Genomic DNA, 21,651 nt, shown 5'->3' on the forward strand with positions numbered 1-21,651 from the left:
GAACTTTATGAGAACATTTGCGAACAAATGAGAACAGGTCTGGTTTTGGCCTAGCCAACCTTGATCAATTTGATGGCGCGATCCCGCTCCATCAACCACAGCAAAACCCGCGCCGCACGGCCCCGATCCCCTGTTAAATCAGGGTCTGTATGCAGTAACGCGCGCGCGTCTGTTTGGGCCGTCGCCATCAGGTTCGCCTGACGTTCCAGATCGGCGATGCGAAACCGTGGCAGACCCGATTGCGCCGTGCCAATCACATCACCGGCCCCGCGCATGGCCAAATCTTCCTCCGAGATTCGGAACCCATCCTCGGTTTCGCGCAGAATCTCTAGCCGCCGCCGACCGGTTTCGGACATCGGCGACTGGTACATCAACAAACAGGTCGACGCCGCGTCCCCGCGCCCGACCCGTCCGCGCAACTGGTGTAGCTGGGCCAGACCGAAATGCTCGGCCCGCTCAATCACCATGATCGAGGCGTTGGGGACGTTCACACCCACCTCAATCACCGTGGTTGCGACCAGAACCTTGGTCCGACCGGCCACGAAATCGGCCATGGCCGCGTCTTTTTCCGCGTCTGCCATCTGACCGTGGACTAGGCCCACGACGCCCTCGCCAAACACGGCGCGCAGATGAACGAACCGGTCCTGCGCGGCGGTCATATCCATGACCTCGGATTCCTCGACCAGCGGGCACACCCAATAGGCCTGTCGCCCGCCGTCAATCGCGCCGCGCAGATGCGCGACCACCTCTTCCATCCGCGCGGTCGACACCAACGCGGTTTTCACCGGCGTCCGTCCGGGTGGTTTTTGGTCGAGGATAGACACATCCATGTCACCGTATTGCGCAAGGCTAAGCGATCTCGGGATCGGCGTCGCGGTCATCACCAGAATATGCGCGCCCTGCCCTTTGGCGGCCAGCTCCATCCGTTGGGCCACGCCGAACCGGTGCTGTTCGTCGATAATCGCCAGACGCAGATCGCGGAATTCGACGTCTTTTTGGAACACCGCATGCGTGCCGATCAGGATATGGATGTCCCCACGGGCCAGCGCGGCCAGTTTCGATTGACGCTCTTTCCCCTTATCGCGGCCGGTCAGAACGGCAACGACGACCCCCGCGGCCTCGGCCAAGGGCAGGATGCTATCCAGATGCTGACGGGCCAGAATTTCGGTCGGCGCCATCATCACGCCCTGACCGCCGGCCTCAACCGCCGTCAGCAGCGCCATCAGCGCGACCAGCGTCTTGCCCGAGCCCACATCCCCCTGCAACAGCCGGTTCATCCGATAGGGCGCGGCAAGGTCGGCGGTGATCTCCCCGATCGCGCGGGTCTGTGCCCCCGTCGGCGCGAATGGCAGGGATTTCAGTACCTTATCGCGCAACGTTCCATCACCCACGGTCGGCTTGCCTGTCGCACGGCGTTGATCCGCGCGGGCCAGCGCGAGGGTCAGTTGATGCGCGAACAGCTCATCATAGGCCAGACGTTGGCGCGCGGGCGTCTCGGGCGACAGATCGCCGGTTGCCTGTGGGCTATGCGCCTGATGCAGGGCGTCGGCCCAGCTTGGCCAGCCCTCGCGCCGCATCAGGGACGGGTCAATCCATTCCGCCAGATCCGGCGCCAATCGCACCGCATGACGCACCGCGCGCGCCATGACCTTTTGCGTGACGCCGGCGGTCAGGGGATAGACCGGTTCATAGTCGGGCAGCCCGTCCACCGCGTCCGGTTCAAGGATATGATCGGGGTGCACGATTTGGGGCGTGCCATCGAACCATTCCAGCTTGCCCGAAATCACACGCCGTGCCCCTTCGGGCAATTGCGCGGTCAGATAGCGGTCGTTGGCGTGGAAAAACACCAACGGGAATTCGATTTGCCCGTCATCCACAAACACCCGATACGGGCGACCACGGGCGCGCGCGGGGCTGTGGCGTTTCACGGTCACGGTGACCGTCGCGACCTCACCCGCCGGAACGCCCGCAACCGTGTCGCGCATGCGCCGGTCCGTTCCCGAATAGGGCAACAAAAACAACAGGTCACGCGGCTTTTCCACATGGATATTCGCGAAATGCGCGGCCGTCTTCGGGCCAATCCCGTCCAGACTGTCCAAGCCCGCGAACAGCGGGAACAGGATATCGGGCCGTGTGCTCATGCGCCGTCGATCAGGGCCAGCCAGCCGTCTTCGTCAATGGTTTCAACGCCCAGATCGGCGGCCTTTTTCGCCTTGGACCCCGCGCCCGGACCCGCGATCAACAGGTCGGTTTTGGCGGACACCGACCCCGCGACCTTGGCGCCAAGTGCCTCGGCACGCGCCTTGGCCTCGGCGCGGGTCATTTTTTCTAACGTGCCGGTGAACACCACGGTTTTGCCCGCGACAGGACTGTCGCCGACGGCGGGCGCGGCGGCCTCTTGCACGTCCAGATGGGCGATCAGGCGGTCGATCATGTCCCGTTCGGCCCCTTGGTGGAAGGCGGTCACAAGGGACGTCGCCATCACCGCGCCCACCCCGTCAATCGCCAACAGGTCGTCCCATTCGGTGCCTTCACCGATCTGGGCGGCGGTAATCGCGGCCTCAAACGCGGCCCATGTGCCATAGCGATTGGCCAAGAGCGACGAGGCGCTTTCGCCCACATGCCGGATGCCGAGGGCAAAAACGACGCGCGACAGGCCGATCTTGCGCCGCTCATCAATCGCGTTGAACAGGTTGGTCGCGGATTTCTCGCCCCAGCCCTCGCGGTTCTTAAGCTGTTGAATGCCGGACCCGAACCGCTCGCGCAGGGTGAAAATATCCGCCGGTTCGCGGACCCATCCATCGGCGTAGAACTGTTCGACCTGTTTCGCGCCAAGGCCCTCAATGTCGAACGCCGCGCGGGACACGAGATGCTTTAGCTTTTCCACCGCCTGTGCGGGGCACACCATGCCGCCACTGCACCGGCGCACCGCGTCGCCCTCTTCGCGGATGGCGTCAGAATCGCATTCGGGGCAGACGGTGGGAAATTCATATTTTTCCGCATCTTGTGGGCGTTTTTTCAGGTCGACATCGGCGATTTTCGGGATCACATCCCCGGCGCGATAGACCTGCACCCAATCGCCGACGCGGATGTCCTTGCCGTCGCGGATCGTCTGGCCCTTGCTGTCCAGACCGGCGATGTAATCCTCGTTGTGCAGGGTGGCGTTGCTAACCACCACGCCGCCGACCGTAACGGGATGCAGGCGTGCGACCGGGGATAGGGCCCCCGTGCGCCCGACCTGAATTTCGATGTTTTCCAGACGCGTCCACGCCAGTTCGGCAGGGAACTTATGCGCAATTGCCCAACGCGGCGTGGTCGAACGGAACCCGAGGCGCGCCTGAAGCGCCAGATCGTTGACCTTATACACCACCCCGTCGATGTCATAACCCAGCGTCGCGCGCTGTGCCTCAATCGACCGGTAATGGTCGATCATCGCGGCGGGCCCATCACAAAGCTTGGTTAGCGGGTTCGTGGAAAACCCGAGCGCGGCCAGCCGTTCAATCGCGCCCATCTGTGTCTCGGCCAGCGGCGCGGACAGATCGCCCCACGCATAGGCAAAGAACCGCAGCGGGCGGGCCGCCGTGATGGTCGCATCCAACTGGCGCAGGGAACCGGCGGCGGCGTTGCGCGGGTTAGCGAACTGTTTTTGCCCCGCCTCGGCCTGACGCGCGTTCAGGTCCGCGAAATCCTGATGGGACATATAGACCTCGCCCCGCACCTCAAGCACCTCGGGCGCGCCGGTGATTTGGTGGGGAATGTCGGTGATGGTCAGGGCGTTGGCGGTGACGTTTTCGCCCTCTTCGCCATCGCCGCGCGTGGCGGCCTGAACAAGGGTGCCGTTTTCATAGCGCAGGGACAGGGACAGCCCATCAATCTTGGGTTCGGCCGTATAGCTCAGGGTCGCGTCGGCAGGCAGGCCAAGGTATTTGCGAATCCGTGTGTCGAATTCGGTGACGTCCTCGTCCTCAAACGCATTGCCAAGGGACAACATCCGCACCACATGGCGCACCTTGCCGAATCCGTCGGACGGGGCGGCGCCGACCTGTTCGCTGGGACTGTCGCCGCGTTTAAGGTCGGGGAATCGCGCCTCTATCTCGGCATTCCGACGTTTCAGCGCGTCATAGGCTGCATCATTCATGACCGGATCATCGCCGCCATGATAGGCCGTGTTGGCCCCGGCCAGCAGACTGGCCAAGCGCGCCAATTCGGCGGCGGCCTGTTCCTTGGTCATGGAATCGATGGAAATTTCGTCGGACATGAATGTGCCTCCCCGGGGTGCCTCCATTTTTTAGGCGGGCACCCCGGCAAGGTCCAGATGTCATGAGTGGTGGACTTTACTTTCGGCCCGCTGACATCCACGGCGGGCCAACCCGTGGGGCCATTCAGGCCCGCATTGCGATCCGGTCGTGATCGTCGAACTGTGCCGGTTCGGGATCGCGCAGCACATAGCCACGGCCCCAGACTGTCTCGATATAGTTTGCGCCGTCGGTGGCTTGGCTGAGCTTTTTGCGCAGTTTGCAGATGAACACGTCGATGATTTTTAACTCGGGCTCATCCATGCCGCCGTAAAGATGGTTCAGGAACATTTCCTTGGTCAGGGTCGTGCCCTTGCGCAAGGACAAGAGTTCCAGCATCTGGTATTCTTTGCCGGTCAGATGGACCGCCTTGCCATCCGCATCGACGGTTTTGGCGTCAAGATTGACCGTGATGCGACCGGTGTTGATCACCGATTGCGCATGACCTTTGGAACGGCGGATGATCGCGTGGATCCGCGCGACCAGTTCTTCGCGGTGGAACGGTTTGGTCAGGTAATCGTCCGCGCCATAGCCAAAGCCCTTGAGCTTGTTATCGGTGTCGTCCTCACCCGACAGGATCAGGATCGGCGTATCCACCCGCGCCATGCGCAATTGGCGCAGAACCTCATGCCCGTTCATATCCGGCAGGTTCAGGTCCAGAAGGATCAGGTCGTAATCATAGAGTTTCGCCAGATCGATCCCCTCTTCGCCCAAATCGGTCGTATAGACGTTCAGGTTCGCATGGGTCAGCATCATTTCGATGCTTTTCGACGTGGTCGGGTCGTCCTCTACCAGCAGCACGCGCATGATTGAAATCTCCGTTCGGAATAAAAAAATCGTCTAAAATCAGCAGAACTTAAAAGTGTTAAACACACGTTACTAATGATTAAAATATTATCCACACAATTCAGGGTTGTCTATAGTTCTGTAATTTCGTTGCGCGCAGGGCCTTAAGGCCGTGATTGCTGACCGCGGACATCCATTCCGACAGCTCCTCTGAGGACAGGGAATACATCTGACAAGCCTCTGATTCTGTTAACAAACCTGCCGCAACCGCCTTGACCACGGCGGCCTTGCGGCTGGCGACCCAGCGCACGGTGTTTTCAGGCGGCAGATCGGCGCGCGTCATGGTTGTGCCATCCGGCAATTTCACGGATCGCGGCCCGGGCAGTTTTTTCAGAAACATCATCATTCCCCTCTTCGCAGTGAGGGAAGGTTCGACCGAGGGCCTTAAAAGAGGGTGAAAGCGGGCCTTGAGACTAGTTCGCATTTTCATATATTCAGCGGTATCTCCCGAAAGGACGCCCAGATGCCCTATGACAGCAACGATACGCCGCTGAACTCTCTTGGTTTTGCCAAACCCCCGTCGGAAACACGGGTCGTCGTCGCCATGTCCGGCGGCGTGGACAGTTCGGTCGTGGCCGCGATGCTCAAGGAACAGGGCTATGACGTGGTCGGCGTCACGCTACAGCTCTATGATCATGGGGCGGCCTTGGCGAAAAAGGGCGCGTGCTGTGCGGGGATCGACATCCACGACGCGCGCCGTGTGGCCGAGGAAATGGGCTTTCCCCATTACGTTCTGGATTACGAGAACATCTTTAAGGACGCGGTGATCGACGAATTCGCCGACAGCTATCTGGCCGGTGCGACGCCGGTGCCCTGTATCCGGTGCAATGAGCGGGTCAAGTTCAAGGACCTCTTGGAAACCGCGCGCGATCTGGACGCCGATTGCATGGCGACCGGTCACTATATTCAACGTATGGACGGCGAACACGGGCCCGAGTTGCACTGTGCCGCCGATGCGAACCGCGACCAGAGCTATTTCCTGTTCTCGACCACACCGGAACAGCTGTCGTTTTTGCGCTTTCCCTTGGGCCATCTGCCCAGCAAGGACGCAACGCGTGAGTTGGCGGCGAAATACGGGCTGGCGGTGGCGGATAAGCCCGACAGTCAGGACATCTGTTTCGTGCCGGACGGCAACTATGCCAGCGTGATCGAAAAACTGCGTCCCGGCGCCGCCGAACCCGGTGAGATCGTGCATGCGGACGGGCGTGTCTTGGGCAGCCATGAGGGCGTGATCCATTACACCATTGGTCAGCGGCGCGGCCTTGGGATCGGCGGTCTGTCCGAGCCCCTTTATGTCGTGCGCCTGGACGTCGACAAAAAACAGGTGGTGGTTGGCCCCAAAGAGATGCTGGCCACCCGCACCGTGCCCGTGCGCGAGATCAACTGGCTGGGGGATGAGCCGTTTACATCCCGCGATCAGTGGGAGATTTCGGTCAAGGTCCGGTCCACCCGCCCGCCGCGCGCCGCGATCATTCGACCGCTGAGCGAAACCACGGCGGAGGTCGAATTGCTGACCCCCGAGGAAGGGATCAGCCCCGGTCAGGCCTGTGTGTTCTATGACCCCGAAAGCAGCCGGATTTTCGGCGGCGGCTGGATCTGGCGCGGGTAACGCGGACGCTCTGACGTGGGGTCGGTTGGCCCCGCCCCCCCTTGCATTTGCGCGCCGTTCCCGACAACAGTGCGAACACGCCCCTGTGAGCGGCCCAGCCGTGTGCCTGTGGCCTATGGGGACATGAGTATTTAGACCAAGATGAAAACAGGAGCGCGCATGCCTGAGCCGTTTTTGCAGGCCGAAGCGATGACCGGGGGCTATGGGGCTGCGGATATTCTGCATGGCTGTAGCCTGAGCGTGGATCGCGGGCAGATTGCGGTGATTGTTGGTCCCAATGGCGCGGGCAAATCCACCGCGATGAAGGCGGTGTTCGGGATGTTGGCCCTGCGCGGGGGATCGGTGCGGCTGGATGGGGAAGAGATCACGGGCCTGAGCCCGCAGGATCGCGTGGCCAAGGGCATGGGGTTTGTGCCCCAGTTGCGCAATATTTTCGGGTCGATGTCGGTTGAGGAAAACCTTGAGATGGGGGCCTATCTGCGGCGTGATGATTATCGCGAGACGATTGAGCAGATTTATGACCTGTTTCCCATTTTGCGCGACAAGCGCCGTCAGGCGGCGGGCGAGTTGTCGGGCGGTCAGCGCCAGCAGGTCGCGGTGGGGCGCGCGTTGATGACGAAGCCCAGCCTGTTGATGCTGGATGAGCCGACCGCAGGGGTCAGCCCGATTGTGATGGATGAGCTGTTTGATCGCATCATCGAGATCGCGCGCACGGGCATTTCCATTCTGATGGTGGAGCAGAACGCGCGTCAGGCGTTGGAGATTGCGGATCGGGGCTATGTCCTGGTGCAGGGGGCGAATGCCTATACCGATACGGGACCGGCCTTGTTGGCGGATCCTGAAGTGCGCCGCACGTTCTTGGGGGGCTGAGCGATGGATCTGTTGAACGCCTTTATCGTGCTGGCCAATTTCGTGATCATTCCGGCAACGACCTATGGGGCGCAGCTTGCGCTTGGGGCGCTGGGCGTGACCCTCGTCTACGGGGTGCTGCGGTTTTCGAACTTTGCCCATGGGGACACGATGGCCCTTGGGACGATGGTGACGGTTCTGTTGACATGGGGGGCGCAGGCGCTGGGCCTGTCGATGGGGCCCTTGCCGACGGCACTGTTGGTGTTGCCGGTGGCGATTGCGATCACGTCGGTTTGGGTTTTGGCGACCGACCGCGTGGTTTACCGGTTCTATCGCCGGATCAAGGCCGCGCCGGTGATTTTCGTGATCGTTTCCATCGGTGTGATGTTCGTCACCAACGGGGTCACGCGCATCATCCTTGGGCCTGATGACCGCCGTTTCGCCGATGGAGAGCGATTCATCATCACCGCGCGCGAGTTCAAGACGCTGACCGGTCTGGATGAGGGTTTGGCCCTGCGCACATCGCAGGCATTGACGATTGTGGTGACGGTGATTGCCGTGATCGCGCTGTTCTGGTTCCTCAATCGCACGCGGATGGGCAAGGCGATGCGCGCCTATTCCGATAACGAGGACCTTGCCCTGTTGTCGGGGATCAACCCCGAACAGGTGGTGCGCCTGACGTGGATTATCGTGGCCGCCCTGACGGTTCTGGCCGGTGTTCTCTATGGTCTCGACAAAAGCTACAAGCCGTTCACCTATTTCCAACTGTTGCTGCCGATTTTTGCCGCCGCGATTGTCGGGGGGTTGGGCAGTCCGCTTGGCGCGATTGCGGGCGGGTTCCTGATCGCGTTCAGCGAGGTCACCGTGACCTATGCGTTTAAAAAGGTGCTGACCTATGTGCTGCCCGAAACGCTTGCGCCCGATGGGTTGGTGCAGCTGATTTCGACCGATTACAAACACGCGGTCAGTTTTGTCATTCTGATCATCGTGTTGCTGATCCGCCCGACGGGCCTGTTCAAGGGGAAAGCGGTATGAAAACGCGTGACCTTATCCTGTTTGCCTTTGTCGCCGGTCTGATCGTGCTGACCGGTTTCTTGCAGAGCTGGAACACCGCCCTGAAAATCCTGAACATGGGGATGATTTCCGCGATTATGGCCGTGGGGGTGAATATCCAATGGGGCTTTGCGGGGTTGTTCAACGTGGGCACCATGGGGTTTGTCGCGCTGGGCGGTTTGGCGGTTGTCATCACCTCGGCGGCACCGGTGCCTGCGGCGTGGGATGCGGGCGGGCCCAAGGTGGTGTTCGCGTTGCTGCTGGCTGTGGCGATGATTGTGGGTGCGGTGATGCTGTGGCGGCGGGTGCCGGTCGGGCGCGTGCGCGCGGGTGTCATGGCGGCCTATGCCATCGCGGGCTTTTTCATCTACCGTGCCCTGTTTGACAGCGCGGTTCAGGCGATTGAGGCGGTCGATCCCTCCACCGCCGGCTATCTGGGCGGGCTTGGCCTGCCGGTGTTGCTGAGCTGGCCCGTTGGGGCCGCCTTGGCGGCGGCGGCGGCGTGGGTGATCGGGAAAACCGCGCTTGGCCTCCGGTCGGATTATCTGGCGATTGCGACCCTCGGGATTTCGGAGATCGTGATCTCGATCCTGAAGAACGAGGACTGGTTGAACCGCGGGGTCAAGAACGTGATCGGCCTGCCCCGCCCTGTTCCCTATGAGATCGACCTGCAGCAATCGGTCGGCTTTGCCGAGCGCGCGGCGGCGATCGGACTGGACCCTGTCACCGCGTCGACCCTGTTCGTCAAGCTGTGCTATTCCGCCCTGTTCGGCATCGTTCTGGCCCTGATCCTGTGGGGGGCGCAAATGGCGCTGAAATCCCCGTGGGGTCGGATGATGCGCGCGATCCGGGACAATGAGGTCGCGGCCTCGGCTATGGGCAAGGACGTGACCCACCGCCATTTGCAGGTGTTCGTGATCGGCTCGGCCATCTGCGGGTTGGCGGGGGCGATGATGACCACGCTGGACGGGCAATTGACGCCGACGTCTTATCAGCCGCTGCGCTTTACCTTCCTGATCTGGGTGATGGTGATCGTGGGCGGATCGGGCAACAATTTCGGCGCGGTTCTGGGCGGCTTCCTGATCTGGTTCTTTTGGGTTCAGGCCGAGCCGCTGGGCAAGCTGGCGATGGAGACCCTGACCGCCGGTATGGCCGCCGACAGCCCCCTGCGCGCGCATCTGATCGACAGCGTGGCCTATATGCGTCTGCTGAGCATGGGGGTGATCCTGCTCTTGGTGCTGCGGTTCAGTCCGCGCGGCCTGATCCCCGAACGGTAATCCATGACGGGGCTGGCGATCATCGTTCTGGCGGCGGGATCTGCGCGACGGATGCGCGGGCGCGATAAGCTGATGGAGACGATCGATGGCACGCCCCTGATCGCGCGGCAATTGGGGCGGGCGATTGCTACGGGTCTGTCCACCTATGTCGCCCTGTCGCCCGATCATCCCACGCGCGCCGACGCGATTGAGGGGCTGAACGCCGTTCGCATCCCTGTCCCCGACGCGGCCGACGGCATGGCCATGTCCCTGCGCGGGGCGATTGCCGCCCTGCCCGCCGGTCATACCGGCGCGATGGTGGTTCTGGCCGATATGCCAGAGATCACCACGGACGACCTGAATACCCTGCGCGATGCGTTCGATAACGACACGCGCGCCATCATCCGCGCCACGTCGAACGGTGTTCAGGGGCATCCCGTCGTGTTTCCCGCAGACCTGTTTCCCGACCTTGCCACCATCACCGGCGACACCGGCGCGAAACCGGTGATCATGGCGCAGAGGGACCGGTTGCACCTGATCCCCCTGCGTGAGGGTCACGCCACAACCGACCTCGACACGCCCGAGGCATGGGACGACTGGCGCACCCGCACCAACACCCCGCACTAACGAAAAAACGCCGCGCCCAATCGGACGCGGCGTTTTTAATTCATCCTGTGATGCGGATCACAGTTGCAGGATCTTGGCCTCATGCCGCTTCAGCGTTTTGCGCGCAGCGGTGTAATCCTGCAGGCCCTGATCGCTCTGCAGTTCGGGGAAGAGTTCAAAGATCTCGTTGCGCTGGGCGTTGCCCATGCCCTTGAGCGTGTAATCACCCGGCTGGAAGCTCTCGGTCCAGGACCCGTTCGACAGAACCACCTCATGCTGATCGAACATAAAGTGGATATAGGTCGTGCCGGTCGTGTCCAGCGCCTGAATCGAGCTGTTGTTGACCAGATGCTTGGCGGCGACCAGAACTTCGCGTTCCTCAAAGTACAGTGCCGTGCGATCGTTCGAGACCAGAACGCGGTGGTTCGGGCTGACCAGCATGTCACGCTCGGGCAGACCTTGGCCCAGCGAACCGGCCTTGATCATGATCGGGCGCAGATGACGTGCCTTGGACAGTTCGCGACCGTCCAGTGCACGCTCGCCCACCCAGCGGATTTCCTGAATGCCGTTGTCGCGGGTGATGACCTTGTCACCTTCGCGCAGGGTCTCGACCAGAACCTCGCCACGCGGGGTCGCGATGGTGGTGCCGGGCGTAAAGCACGGGATGACGTTTTCAATGTTGTTGAACTGAACCGTGCCCGCATCCGCGCCGCTGGCGTCGAAATACTGAACCGTCCCGTCAAAGCCGTTGCCGTCGCTGTCGGTGGTCAGGTTGGTCAGGATATAGCTGCCACCGGTGGGCAGGGTGCCCCGCAGGTCCAGCGTATCGTTGTCGTCCCCGCCCGAGCCACCGAACACGGTGTCGCCTGCGGTCGCGCCGGTAAAGGTATCGGCGTCCTCGTTCCCGCGCAGAACGTCGGCGTCGGTGTCAAAGCCCGCGTCGATCAGGTCATCGCCCTGACCGCCGATGATGCTATCCGCACCCGTGCCGCCAAAGATCGTGTCCTCGTCGATACCGCCGTCGATTGTGTCGTTGCCGGTGCCGCCGTCGATCAGGTCATCGTCGTCCTGACCAAAGATCAGGTCGTTACCCGCGCCACCGTCAATCGTGTCGGTGCCGTTGTTCTGAACCGCGTCCAGAGCATCGACAATGTTCAGGCTGTCGGGGAAGGACGGATCCAGACCGCCGTAAATCGTGTCATCGCCGTCATCGCCCGAGATGTCATCGGCACCCTCGCCACCGACGATATAATCGTTGTCATCGCCACCCGAGATCACGTCGGCATCCACACCACCGTCGATGGTGTCATTGCCCGTGCCGCCCAAGATGGTGTCGGCGTCATCACCCGTAAAGATGATGTCGTTGCCCGCGCCGCCATCGACGCTGTCCAGATCGTCGGTGGGATTGTCGTCGGCATCAAACAGACCGGGATAGCCCAGATCGGGCGCGCCCAGTTGATCTACGCCCGCGCTGATCGTGTCGTCGCCGTCGCCACCCAGAATGGTGTCGTTGCCCAAACCACCGTCCAGCAGGTCGCCACCGCCTGCACCGTCGATATAGTCGTCGCCACCTTCGCCAAAGAACTCGTTGGTAAAGGTGTCGTCAGGGTTGGTGCTGCTTGCGTCAAAACCGACAAGGGTATCGTTGAACTCGGACCCGATGACGCCGTCGATGCCACCGAACACGGTGTCATTGGCCGCATCGCCGCCTGACAGGGTGCCGGTGCCGTCGTTGAACAACTGAACATTCACTGCCTCATCCGAGGAGGAATAGTCGATGTTGTCCTGACCGCGACCGCCCGAGAAGCCATCCGCGCCCTCGCCGCCGACAAAGACATCGTCGCCGTCGCCGCCGTCCAGATAGTTCACGCCCGCGCCGCCGGTCAGGGTGTCATCCCCCGCTTCGCCCCAGAGGCTGTCGTCGCCCTCGCCAGCGCTTGCGGCATCGCTACCCGCGCCCAAGGCGGCGACATCGTTGCCCGTCGAACCGGTCAGCGTGTCATCGCCCGAACCCAGTAGGATGTTCTCGATCTCAGAGAACTGAGCGGTGTCACCTCCCGAGGTGATCGTGCCGGTTTCCGGCGCGCTGAGGACGACATTGGCGTCGTCGGTCATGCTGCGCGCATCAAGGAAGTCGCCGTTGTATTCACCGGTTTCACCGCCGACGATCGTGTCGGCACCAAAGCCGTTTTCGACCACGAACAGGTCATCGCCACCTTCGCCGAACAGGGCATCCGCGCCCAGACCACCGGCCAGAACGTCATTGCCCGTCGCATCACCGGGACCGGCGATCGTGGCGTCAAAGAAGATGTCGGAAATATAGATCGCGGTGTTTTCGGTACCGGCGTTCACATGGTCGATCTCGATCCGCGACACGGGACCCGCGATTTCAACCAGCAATGAGTTGTTGCTGTCGTCGCTGTCGCCATTCCCGGTGGCCAGCGCGGTGTCATCGCCCGCCTGCGCATCGGTGTCCGACAGGATCAGGTCCGAGCCAGCCGTCAGAGTGACGGGGATCAGGTTGCCGTCCGCGTCATAGGCACGGATCGTGACCTGACCACGGTTGGCGTCGATGTCGTTCACGCGGAAATCAACGTTGGTCACGCTGTCCGAGAATTCAACGACATAGGTGCCGTCGCCATTCCCGTGCGAGCCAAAGGATTCAAGGCTGCTGTGGCTGTTGACGGTCTCGTCGCCGCCGTCGATGCCCGCGACGTTGATCGTCTGGGTCTCGAACTCGGTATCCAGACCCGAGGCATAATCGTCCGGCGTGGAGACCGTCACGGTGACGGTGCCGGTGTTCTGGCTGAGGGTCAGACCCTCAAGATCATCGCCATCGTCTACGGTGCCGTAACCATAGTAATCCTGATCCGGCAGTTTGCTCCAGTTAAAGCTCTCGCGGACGGTGGGATCGCCATCGGGGCCGCTGCTGTCACCAAAGATGACGTCATCGCCCACACCACCGATCAGCGTGTCGTGATCCGTGCCGCCGAAAATCTCGTCATTGCCGTCAGCACCATCGACCCAGTCATTGCCCGCGCCGGCGGTCACGATGTCGTCGTTGCCAACCTCACCAGGCAGGACCGCGTCCAGCGCGTCGATCAGGTCCCCATCGGGATCGCCCAGATAGGTGCCGTCGATGATGTCGCCGCCTTCAGTCCCCTCAACAATGCCGTCGCCCAGCACATCGGCAAGGTTAAAGCTCAGGTCGCTGACGCTGATATAGCCGCTCTCGTGGTAGCTATCGCCGTTGTCGTGGATGATCTCCAGACGCACGATCGGGCCCGCAATGGTAACGTCGACGGTGTCCGTGTCGCCTGCGCCATTGGTGTCGGTGTCCCCGTTGGTGGTGCCTTCGATCGTGTTGCCATTCACGGTCTGCAGGGAGGTGTTGACGTTGCTGAAATCGACGGGAACCAGATTGCCATCGGCGTCATAGGCCAGGATGGTCACCTTATCGTCCCACTGTCCGTGGGCCGCGTCGACATCATAGAGCGAGAAGGACACATCGCTCACCGCCTCGTCAAAGGTCAGGATCGTGGTCGTCGCCTGTGTGACGTCGTTGCTGGCCAGATTGCCGTTGCCGTCGATGAAAAAGCTTGTGTTGCAGCCGCTGGTCGGGGTCGAGATCGAAACCCCAACGTTGTCGCCACCGGACGAGAACAGGCTGAACAAGCCGTCAGCGCCTAGTGCGCTCCAATCAAGCAGAAAATCGGACATCGTATCTTTCCCCAAATGTCACTCCGCGCACCACGGCGGATCAACTGGCCATTACACAGGCCCATTCGGGAGACGCACCAACGTTAGACAACGCGCTACCCCAAACACAGACACTGGCAGGTGTCCGTGCAAAGCGTGTCATCTTTGTCTTGTGCCGGACGCGTGGCAGTCACGTCCGAGAGAGATTGACCCTAAGGTCGATATCAAAGCCCCCCAGATGGGCTAGGTAAGGTTTACTTAAGGAGGGGTTCGCTATCAAAGGAAAATTTGACGGGATTGGGGCACGGCCTGCCTCACTTTCGCCCCATTTGTCGAAATTTCGACGGCGAGAGATGCTGCACCTGCACAACCTATTGTCGCCACTGCGGGGACGATCCTTGCGCGATGACCCTGAAATTAACCTTCATTTACTGTTCGTTGTGATTTTTCGCATCCCCAGCCCCCTTCTTTGTTCCCAAATCAGAAAAAGTCCAAAAACAGGAACTGGGCCCTAAGCCGTTTGAATTGTGTCAAAAACTTGAGTGTTAAAATTTGTCGCGTAACTGACGGAATTTACGCGACCCACGGATGATTGATCGCATTTTACGCAACTTTGAGGCGGTTTTTACGCGAATCAAAGAGAGCTTTGGGATAGTTCGAATACATACTTTCGGAAGGCAAAGCGCCACTAACGTCATCCGTTTCCGATCTTGAAACCGGAAACGACCGCCTGCGGCATGGCCTCGTCATGTGTGATTTTCGCTGGTACCCGAGGCCGGACTCGAACCGGCACGCCTTGCGGCGGGGGATTTTGAATCCCCTGCGTCTACCATTCCGCCACTCGGGCCCAGCCCGTGCCGTTTATATCGCCTCTCGGGGATGGTCAATGGCCCCAATCGCTTGACCCGCAATTTTGCATAAGGCATTGCAATGAGGAGATTGGTTTCGTGAAAAGGGGCGCACATGTTGCGGCGGTTATATGATTGGACGGTCTCTCTGGCCGCGTCCAAGAACGCTTTGTGGGCCCTTGCGATCGTCTCGTTCATCGAAAGCTCGGTTTTCCCCATCCCCCCCGACGTCCTGATGATTCCTATGATTCTGGCCGCGCCGAAACGGGCATGGCTGATCGCACTGATCACGACGGTTGCCTCGGTCCTTGGCGCGCTTTTGGGCTATGCCATCGGGGCGTTTCTGTTTGACTCGGTTGGCCAACCGGTCCTCGCCTTTTACGGCAAAGAGGCCTATTTCGACGACTTCGCCACGCGATTTGACGCCTACGGCGCGTGGGTGGTGCTCTTCGCGGGTCTGACACCGTTCCCGTTCAAGGTCATCACGATCCTTTCGGGCCTCACCGGCCTGTCGATCCCCGTGTTTATCGTCTCGTCCATCATCGCCCGCGCCGCGCGGTTCTTTATCGTCGCAGCACTCCTGAAACGCTTTGGCCCACCGATCCGCGACTTTATTGAACGTCGCCTCGGGCTGATGTTCGCCCTCTTCCTGATCGCCCTCATCGGGGGCTTTTATCTGGTGAAATTCCTATGACCGACACCCGTCGCTTTTTGATCCTTCTGGCCGCCGCCGGCTCCCTGTCCATGCTGCTGGGCGCGTGGGCGTTTCAGTTCATCGGCGGCCTCGCCCCCTGTGCCATGTGCATCTGGCAGCGCTGGCCCCACGGCGCGGCGGTGCTCGCCGGCCTCATCGGCATGGCCTTCCCCGCCCGCATCATCGCGGCCCTCGGCGCCGTTAGTGCGGCCACCACATCGGGCATCGGCATCTATCACACCGGCGTCGAACGGGATTGGTGGCAGGGCCCGACCTCCTGCACCTCGGCGGGCGGCGGCCTATCGGGCATGTCCGGCGCGGATCTCCTGAATTTCGAGGCCGCCCCGAAACTGGTCCTCTGTGATGAGGTCGCCTGGTCCCTCTTCGGCCTCTCCATGGCCAGCTGGAACGCCCTCTTCTCGGCCCTCTTCGTTCTGATCTGGCTGCGCGCACTGACCCGCCCGTCCTGAACGGCCGCCCTCTTCATCTTGGCAAAAATACTCAAATCCGGCGCGCCCCACGGGCGTGCCGCTTAGGCTGGCGCGTACAAATCCGCCGCTCGCGCTTCAAACGCTTTGACGACCCGCTGCATCGCCTCGCCGAACACGGCGCCAATGACCCCTTGCAGGATGCGGTTCTTGAATTCGAAATCCACAAAGAACTCGACCTCGCAGCCCCCCTCGGGACGATCGCGAAACGCCCAGTTCGACACCATATGCTTGAAAGGACCATCCAGATACCGCGTGTCGATCTTCATCGCTTCGGGCCACAGGGTCACGTGACTGCCAAACCGCTCGCGAAACACCTTGAACGAGATCACCAGATCGGCTTCCATCACCACACCGCCCTGCCCGTTGTCGGTGCGCGAGCGTATCCGCGCTGCCGCGGTCCAAGGCAGGAACTTTGGATAGGATCCCACATCCGCCACCAGATCGTACATCTGCTGTGCGGTATAGGGCAAAACACGTGTCTCGGAATGGGTCGGCATGATCTCGGATATTTGTTAAGACGTAGGCGTCATGTCGTCCAATCCGCCCAGAACTTCAAGGTTTGCCAATGCCCCAGCGACAATATGTGATAGATGAAATGATCTCGGCCAAGGCCATTGCCGCCCGAATTGAGGCAGTGGCCCGTGATATTTCCACTCATTTCGCGGACACCGACAAACTGGTCGTGGTGGGGTTGCTGCGTGGTTCATTCGTGTTCATCGCCGATCTGGTGCGTGAAATCGACCTGCCGGTCGAGGTCGATTTTCTTGAGGCCTCCTCTTATGGCGACGACACGACGTCGTCGCGTGAGGTGCGCATCCTCAAAGACCTGCGCGGCAAGATTGAGGGCCGCGATGTTCTGGTGGTTGAGGACATCGTCGACACGGGCCACACATTGACCCATGTGTTGCACATGCTAGGGGGGCGCAAACCCCGCCGCTTGGCCGTTTGCGCCTTGCTGGACAAGCCCGCGCGGCGTGAGGTTGAGATGAACGCCGACTGGATTGGGTTCGAAATCCCCGACGAATTCGTGGTCGGATATGGCATCGATTTCGCCCAGAGAAACCGCAATCTGCCCTATATTGGCAAGGTCCGCTTTACGGGGGATGAAGCATGAATATGTGGCTTGTCCGCGCGTCGCGATGGGCGCGCAATCCGCCCAGTATGAACCGCGTAATCTTTGGCGCGGTGGTGATCGCGATCTGTCTGGTGCTGTTCGGGATCGAACGGATCTGGGGCTGGCCCGAGTGGCTGACGCCGAACCGCGTGCCCCGTGGGCGCGTGAAATAACACGCGCCACGCAACAATTTGCCGACAAACCCCGTCATGGCAATGTCACTAGGTCTGGGAACGAATCTGCGCTCTAATACGTTCAGTATTTTTAACGGAGGTAATCGGATGGGACTGAAAACGTGGATCGCTTGCGCCGCATTGGGTGCAACTGTTGTGACCGGCGCGGGTGTCGCCGTGGCCCAAGACGGCAAGGCCGCCGAAAACGCGGTCAAGGTCCGCAAGGCACAGATGCAGATTTACGCCTATAACCTTGGTGTATTGGGCGCGATGGCCAAGGGTCAGTTGCCCTATAACGCCGAAACCGCCACCAACGCCGCCAACAGCCTTGCCGCCGCATCCGGCATGCGCATCCCCGGCGCATGGCTGCCCGGCACCGATAGCGACAGCTTTGAGGGCTCGCGCGCCTTGCCCGCGATCTGGGAGAACGGCGACGATGTCCGCGCCAAGGCGGTTGCCCTGTGGGAGGCCTCGACCGATCTCTCCGATGCCGCTGGCATGGGTCTGGATGAGATGAAGGCCGCCTTTGGTCCCGTCGGCGGCGCATGTGGTGCCTGTCACAAGGCCTATCGCGCACCCGCAAACTAACGGATAGTCATGCGGATTTTCCCCTATGCACTTGGCGCGGCGGCGCTGGGTTTTGCGGCCTTTTGGCTACTGACACGCCCCGCGCCATCCGATCCCGCCGTTTTTGCCGTCCTGACGGGCGACGTTGCGGCGGGTGAACAGGTGTTTTACGCGGGCGGCTGTGCCTCTTGCCACGCCGCGCCGGGGGCCGAGGGCGACGCCAAACTGACCCTTGCGGGCGGTCAGGCCTTTGCCACCGATTTCGGCACCTTCTACGCCCCGAATATCAGCACGGATATGGACCACGGCATCGGCGCATGGACCGTGGCCGATCTGGGCCGCGCGTTGAAAGCCGGCACCTCGCCGGACGGGCGACACTATTATCCGGCCTTTCCCTATACGTCCTATGCGCGGATGACGGATCAGGATGTGGTCGATCTCTACGCCTATATCACCACCCTGCCCGCCGACCCGACCCCCAGCCGCGCGCATGAGGTCGGGTTTCCGTTCAACATCCGCAGGGGCCTTGGCCTGTGGAAACTGCTGTACCTGAGCGACGATCCGGTCCTGACCAACGCGGCCACACAGGAGTTGGAGCGCGGCCGCTATCTGGTTGAGGCACTGGGCCATTGCGCCGAATGCCACACCCCGCGCGGAGTACTGGGCGGGCTTGACACCGCCGCATGGATGACCGGCGCGCCAACGGCGGATGGCAAGGGCAAGGTGCCCGCGATCACGCCGGGCGCGCTCGGCTGGTCCGCAGGCGACATCGCCTATTACCTCGAAACCGGCTTTACCCCCGATTTCGACAGCGCAGGCGGGCATATGGCGGATGTGGTCACCAATATGGCCAACCTCCCGCCCGAGGATCGCGACGCCATCGCCGCCTATCTGTTGGCCCTAGAATAAACAACAAAGGCCCGCCATTGGCGGGCCTTTGTTAAACATGCGCTGTCACTTTGGTGTTTCCTCAATAAAATCCCATCGTGCCTTCGCATACCACCTCATCGCATCAACACACTGACCGTTTACTGTCGCCTGAGCCACGTCGAAATTATGCGGAAAACTCCTACGGCTCGAATAGCTCAGAAATATTTTACAGTCCAAGTTACCCCCGAGCGCGGACGCAATTCTCAACTCTCTAAAATCTTCAGTCAAATCATCTGAAGAACCAGAAGACACGAAATTTGAGTGTTTCGGTAGGAAACTATCATACGGTAGTTTCAAGAGCCTACTCTCGGCAGTCGCGATGAGGGTAGGATCAATTTCAAACCATACATCCCCAGAGTACTGGCGGTCACGCAACTCAAAAGTCATCTTCAAGTTTATGTCTTCGATAACCGTGGGAAGTTGACCTAGATTCGATACCGTAAGTGCGAAGTCGTCAGGGTTGAAACGGTCAAACTGCACGAACAGCTTCGGAAGCGGTTCCTCTTCTCGAATGCTGAAATAAATGGCAAAAACGGACACAATAAGAGAAAGCACAGAAACGAGCAGCGTGACGAAACCAGATGAAGCATTAAGCCAGATTGAAAGCTTGCTCTGGTTGGCTCCACAATGGCTACAAATTCTTGCACTAGTCTTTATCTTACTTTGACAACCAAGACATCGTTTGGACACTCGCCACCTATGCACTTTATACAGCGTTGATAGTAGCTGAATGTGCCCGTCACAATTTCCATAGTAAACTTAAAACAACAAAGGCCCGCCATTGGCGGGCCTTTTCAATTCGGTCAGCAGCCCCTTAGGCCAGACCAAGCTTGGCCTGACGTGCCGCGCGCAGACGGGCGAAGTCATCGCCCGCGTGATAGGAGGACCGGGTCAGCGGCGTGGCCGACACCATCAGGAACCCCTTGCCAAACGCGGCCTTTTCATAGCTTGCGAATTCATCGGGCGTCACGAACCGGTCCACCGCATGGTGCTTCGGCGTCGGTTGCAAATACTGCCCGATGGTCAGGAAATCGATATCGGCGGCGCGCATGTCATCCATGACCTGCAGCACGGCCTGACGGTCCTCGCCCAGACCCACCATGATGCCCGATTTGGTGAACATCGAGGGGTCCATTTCCTTGACCCGCTGCAACAGACGCAGCGAATGGAAATAGCGCGCACCGGGGCGCACCTCGGGATACAGGCCCGGCACGGTCTCAAGGTTGTGGTTGAACACATCCGGCTTTGCACGCACCACGATCTCCAACGCATCCGGCGTACATTTCAGGAAATCAGGCGTCAGAATCTCAATCGTGGTCTCGGGCGACTGGCGACGCACGGCGCGGATGGTTTGGGCGAAATGCTCGGCCCCGCCGTCCTCGACATCGTCGCGGTCCACACTGGTGATAACCACATGGTTCAGGCCCAGCTTTTTCACCGCATCCGCCACACGACCCGGTTCGAACACGTCAAGCGCATCCGGACGCCCCGTCGCCACGTTGCAGAAGGTACAGCCGCGGGTACAAATCTCGCCCATGATCATCATGGTCGCGTGCCCTTGGGACCAGCATTCGCCGACGTTGGGGCACCCGGCCTCTTCGCAGACGGTGGTCAGGTTGTGTTCGCGCATGATCTTATGCGTGTCGGCATAGCCCTGACCGCCCGGCGCCTTGACGCGGATCCACGACGGTTTCTTGGGCTGGGCATTGTCGGGGCGATGCGCCTTTTCGGGATGCCGCTGGTCGGGGATTTTTAGGTCTCGGTCGCTCAACGCTGTCTCCGATCAAAAGTGAACTGCCAGATATCTAAGCCTTTGGTCACTGAATGTCCATTCCACGCCCGCATGGCCGCCTTGCGCGCAGGTCATTCACCCCCCGCCAAACGCCCATTATCGCGCCGATTTCTCCCTGCCCCGCAAAGATGTGAGGGATGTGACAGGCAAAGCGGTTGAGGCCAGATTGGAATCCTTCTAAGCCCTTGCGGCAGTGCAGCACGATTACTGCAGTGCAACCAGATTCGAATCCGAAAGAGGACATTCAGATGAAAACCGGTTACCGCCTCCCCGATGTGACCTTCCACACCCGCGTTCGCGACGACAGCATCGAAGGCCCGAACCCGTTCCGTTGGGAAGACAAAACCACCGCCGATTACTTTGCTGGCAAGCGCGTTGTCCTGTTCTCGCTGCCCGGTGCGTTCACCCCGACCTGCTCGACCTACCAGCTGCCCGGCTTTGAGAACGGCTTTGCCGATTTCGCCGAGTATGGCATCGACGACATCTACTGCATGTCGGTCAACGACAGCTTTGTCATGAACAAATGGGCCGAAGCCCAAGAGCTGAAGAACGTCAAAGTCATCCCCGATGGCTCGGGCGAATTCACCCGCCGCATGGGTATGCTGGTGCGCAAGGACAACCTTGGTTTTGGCCTGCGCTCGTGGCGCTATGCCGCCATCGTCAAAGACGGTGTTGTCGAGGCATGGTTCGAAGAGCCCGGCCTGTCGGACAACCACGGCGACGATCCCTATGGCGTGTCCTCGCCCGAGACCGTTCTGAACTGGCTGGTGGACGACGCCAAAGGCGCCGCTGCCTAAGCTCCGTTTTCGGATTATGTGACTTCAGGGCG

At 60.7% G+C, this 21,651-nt stretch carries 19 protein-coding genes and 1 tRNA gene; 12 read left to right on the forward strand and 8 right to left on the reverse strand.

Annotated elements, in window-relative coordinates; translation table 11 throughout:
* Positions 1 to 50: 50 nt before the first annotated feature.
* The 4 genes from recG to R1W00_RS08185 form a co-directional block, all read right to left on the reverse strand.
* Positions 51 to 2,141, reverse strand: a complete 2,091-nt coding sequence (gene recG / locus R1W00_RS08170; RefSeq protein ID WP_317262233.1) for an ATP-dependent DNA helicase RecG — start codon at positions 2,139 to 2,141, stop codon at positions 51 to 53.
* Positions 2,138 to 4,258 (reverse strand): NAD-dependent DNA ligase LigA, encoded by a 2,121-nt coding sequence (ligA, locus tag R1W00_RS08175; RefSeq protein WP_317262234.1) that lies wholly within the window; start codon positions 4,256 to 4,258, stop codon positions 2,138 to 2,140. The genes recG and ligA overlap by 4 nt, the downstream gene beginning before the upstream one ends.
* A 124-nt stretch (positions 4,259 to 4,382) precedes the next feature.
* On the reverse strand, positions 4,383 to 5,102 hold the full coding sequence (gene ctrA / locus R1W00_RS08180) for a response regulator transcription factor CtrA (RefSeq protein ID WP_317262235.1): 720 nt from the start codon (positions 5,100 to 5,102) through the stop codon (positions 4,383 to 4,385).
* A gap of 100 nt (positions 5,103 to 5,202) precedes the next feature.
* A complete protein-coding gene (locus tag R1W00_RS08185) occupies positions 5,203 to 5,481 on the reverse strand; it encodes a DUF1153 domain-containing protein (protein WP_317262406.1) in 279 nt (92 codons plus the stop codon).
* A gap of 123 nt (positions 5,482 to 5,604) precedes the next feature.
* Between R1W00_RS08185 and mnmA the strand changes: the two genes are divergently transcribed.
* The 5 genes from mnmA to R1W00_RS08210 all read left to right on the forward strand — a co-directional run bounded on the left by mnmA (position 5,605) and on the right by R1W00_RS08210 (position 10,535).
* Entirely contained in the window at positions 5,605 to 6,750 is a 1,146-nt protein-coding gene (mnmA, locus tag R1W00_RS08190; RefSeq protein ID WP_317262236.1) for a tRNA 2-thiouridine(34) synthase MnmA, read from the forward strand.
* 159 nt (positions 6,751 to 6,909) lie between these two features.
* Positions 6,910 to 7,620: an ABC transporter ATP-binding protein gene (locus R1W00_RS08195; protein WP_317262237.1), complete on the forward strand. Its 711-nt coding sequence runs from the start codon at positions 6,910 to 6,912 to the stop codon at positions 7,618 to 7,620.
* A gap of 3 nt (positions 7,621 to 7,623) precedes the next feature.
* Positions 7,624 to 8,634, forward strand: coding sequence for a branched-chain amino acid ABC transporter permease (locus R1W00_RS08200; protein WP_317262238.1), 1,011 nt, complete (start codon positions 7,624 to 7,626; stop codon positions 8,632 to 8,634).
* On the forward strand, positions 8,631 to 9,929 hold the full coding sequence (locus R1W00_RS08205) for a branched-chain amino acid ABC transporter permease (RefSeq protein ID WP_317262239.1): 1,299 nt from the start codon (positions 8,631 to 8,633) through the stop codon (positions 9,927 to 9,929). Before R1W00_RS08200 ends, R1W00_RS08205 begins: the two co-directional genes overlap by 4 nt.
* A 3-nt stretch (positions 9,930 to 9,932) precedes the next feature.
* Positions 9,933 to 10,535: a nucleotidyltransferase family protein gene (locus R1W00_RS08210; RefSeq protein WP_317262240.1), complete on the forward strand. Its 603-nt coding sequence runs from the start codon at positions 9,933 to 9,935 to the stop codon at positions 10,533 to 10,535.
* A 57-nt stretch (positions 10,536 to 10,592) separates the two neighbouring features.
* On the opposite strand, the gene R1W00_RS08215 is transcribed toward R1W00_RS08210, so the two are convergent.
* Both R1W00_RS08215 and R1W00_RS08220 read right to left on the reverse strand, forming a co-directional pair.
* The gene (locus R1W00_RS08215) at positions 10,593 to 14,234 is read right to left on the reverse strand and encodes a Hint domain-containing protein (RefSeq protein WP_317262241.1); all 3,642 of its coding nucleotides are present in this window, start codon (positions 14,232 to 14,234) and stop codon (positions 10,593 to 10,595) included.
* A 742-nt stretch (positions 14,235 to 14,976) separates the two neighbouring features.
* A tRNA-Leu gene (locus R1W00_RS08220) sits at positions 14,977 to 15,060 on the reverse strand.
* Positions 15,061 to 15,176: 116 nt separating this feature from the next.
* Between R1W00_RS08220 and R1W00_RS08225 the strand changes: the two genes are divergently transcribed.
* Together R1W00_RS08225 and R1W00_RS08230 are read left to right on the forward strand one after the other, a co-directional pair.
* The gene (locus tag R1W00_RS08225) at positions 15,177 to 15,755 is read left to right on the forward strand and encodes a YqaA family protein (protein ID WP_317262242.1); all 579 of its coding nucleotides are present in this window, start codon (positions 15,177 to 15,179) and stop codon (positions 15,753 to 15,755) included.
* Complete coding sequence (locus tag R1W00_RS08230; protein ID WP_317262243.1) at positions 15,752 to 16,225, forward strand: disulfide bond formation protein B; 474 nt, start codon at positions 15,752 to 15,754, stop codon at positions 16,223 to 16,225. Before R1W00_RS08225 ends, R1W00_RS08230 begins: the two co-directional genes overlap by 4 nt.
* A 62-nt stretch (positions 16,226 to 16,287) precedes the next feature.
* On the opposite strand, the gene R1W00_RS08235 is transcribed toward R1W00_RS08230, so the two are convergent.
* A complete protein-coding gene (locus tag R1W00_RS08235; RefSeq protein ID WP_317262244.1) occupies positions 16,288 to 16,743 on the reverse strand; it encodes a type II toxin-antitoxin system RatA family toxin in 456 nt (151 codons plus the stop codon).
* Between the two features lie 68 nt (positions 16,744 to 16,811).
* On the opposite strand from R1W00_RS08235, the gene hpt reads away from it, so the two are divergent.
* The 4 genes from hpt (at position 16,812) to R1W00_RS08255 (ending at position 19,009) form a co-directional block, all read left to right on the forward strand.
* Positions 16,812 to 17,360 (forward strand): hypoxanthine phosphoribosyltransferase, encoded by a 549-nt coding sequence (hpt, locus tag R1W00_RS08240; protein WP_317262245.1) that lies wholly within the window; start codon positions 16,812 to 16,814, stop codon positions 17,358 to 17,360.
* Positions 17,357 to 17,533 carry a hypothetical protein gene (locus R1W00_RS08245; protein WP_317262246.1) on the forward strand — a complete coding sequence of 59 codons (177 nt, stop codon included), beginning with the start codon at positions 17,357 to 17,359 and terminating at the stop codon, positions 17,531 to 17,533. Before hpt ends, R1W00_RS08245 begins: the two co-directional genes overlap by 4 nt.
* Before the next feature lie 108 nt (positions 17,534 to 17,641).
* Positions 17,642 to 18,121 carry a cytochrome c gene (locus R1W00_RS08250; RefSeq protein ID WP_317262247.1) on the forward strand — a complete coding sequence of 160 codons (480 nt, stop codon included), beginning with the start codon at positions 17,642 to 17,644 and terminating at the stop codon, positions 18,119 to 18,121.
* 9 nt (positions 18,122 to 18,130) lie between these two features.
* Entirely contained in the window at positions 18,131 to 19,009 is an 879-nt protein-coding gene (locus R1W00_RS08255; RefSeq protein ID WP_317262248.1) for a cytochrome c, read from the forward strand.
* An 835-nt stretch (positions 19,010 to 19,844) separates the two neighbouring features.
* Here R1W00_RS08255 and lipA read toward each other — a convergent pair.
* Positions 19,845 to 20,801 (reverse strand): lipoyl synthase, encoded by a 957-nt coding sequence (gene lipA / locus R1W00_RS08260; RefSeq protein WP_317262249.1) that lies wholly within the window; start codon positions 20,799 to 20,801, stop codon positions 19,845 to 19,847.
* 269 nt (positions 20,802 to 21,070) lie between these two features.
* Between lipA and R1W00_RS08265 the strand changes: the two genes are divergently transcribed.
* Positions 21,071 to 21,619, forward strand: a complete 549-nt coding sequence (locus R1W00_RS08265; RefSeq protein ID WP_317262250.1) for a peroxiredoxin — start codon at positions 21,071 to 21,073, stop codon at positions 21,617 to 21,619.
* Positions 21,620 to 21,651: the final 32 nt, after the last annotated feature.

This window comes from Rhodovulum sp. FJ3 (genome assembly GCF_032918305.1).
Lineage (GTDB): Bacteria > Pseudomonadota > Alphaproteobacteria > Rhodobacterales > Rhodobacteraceae > SAT37.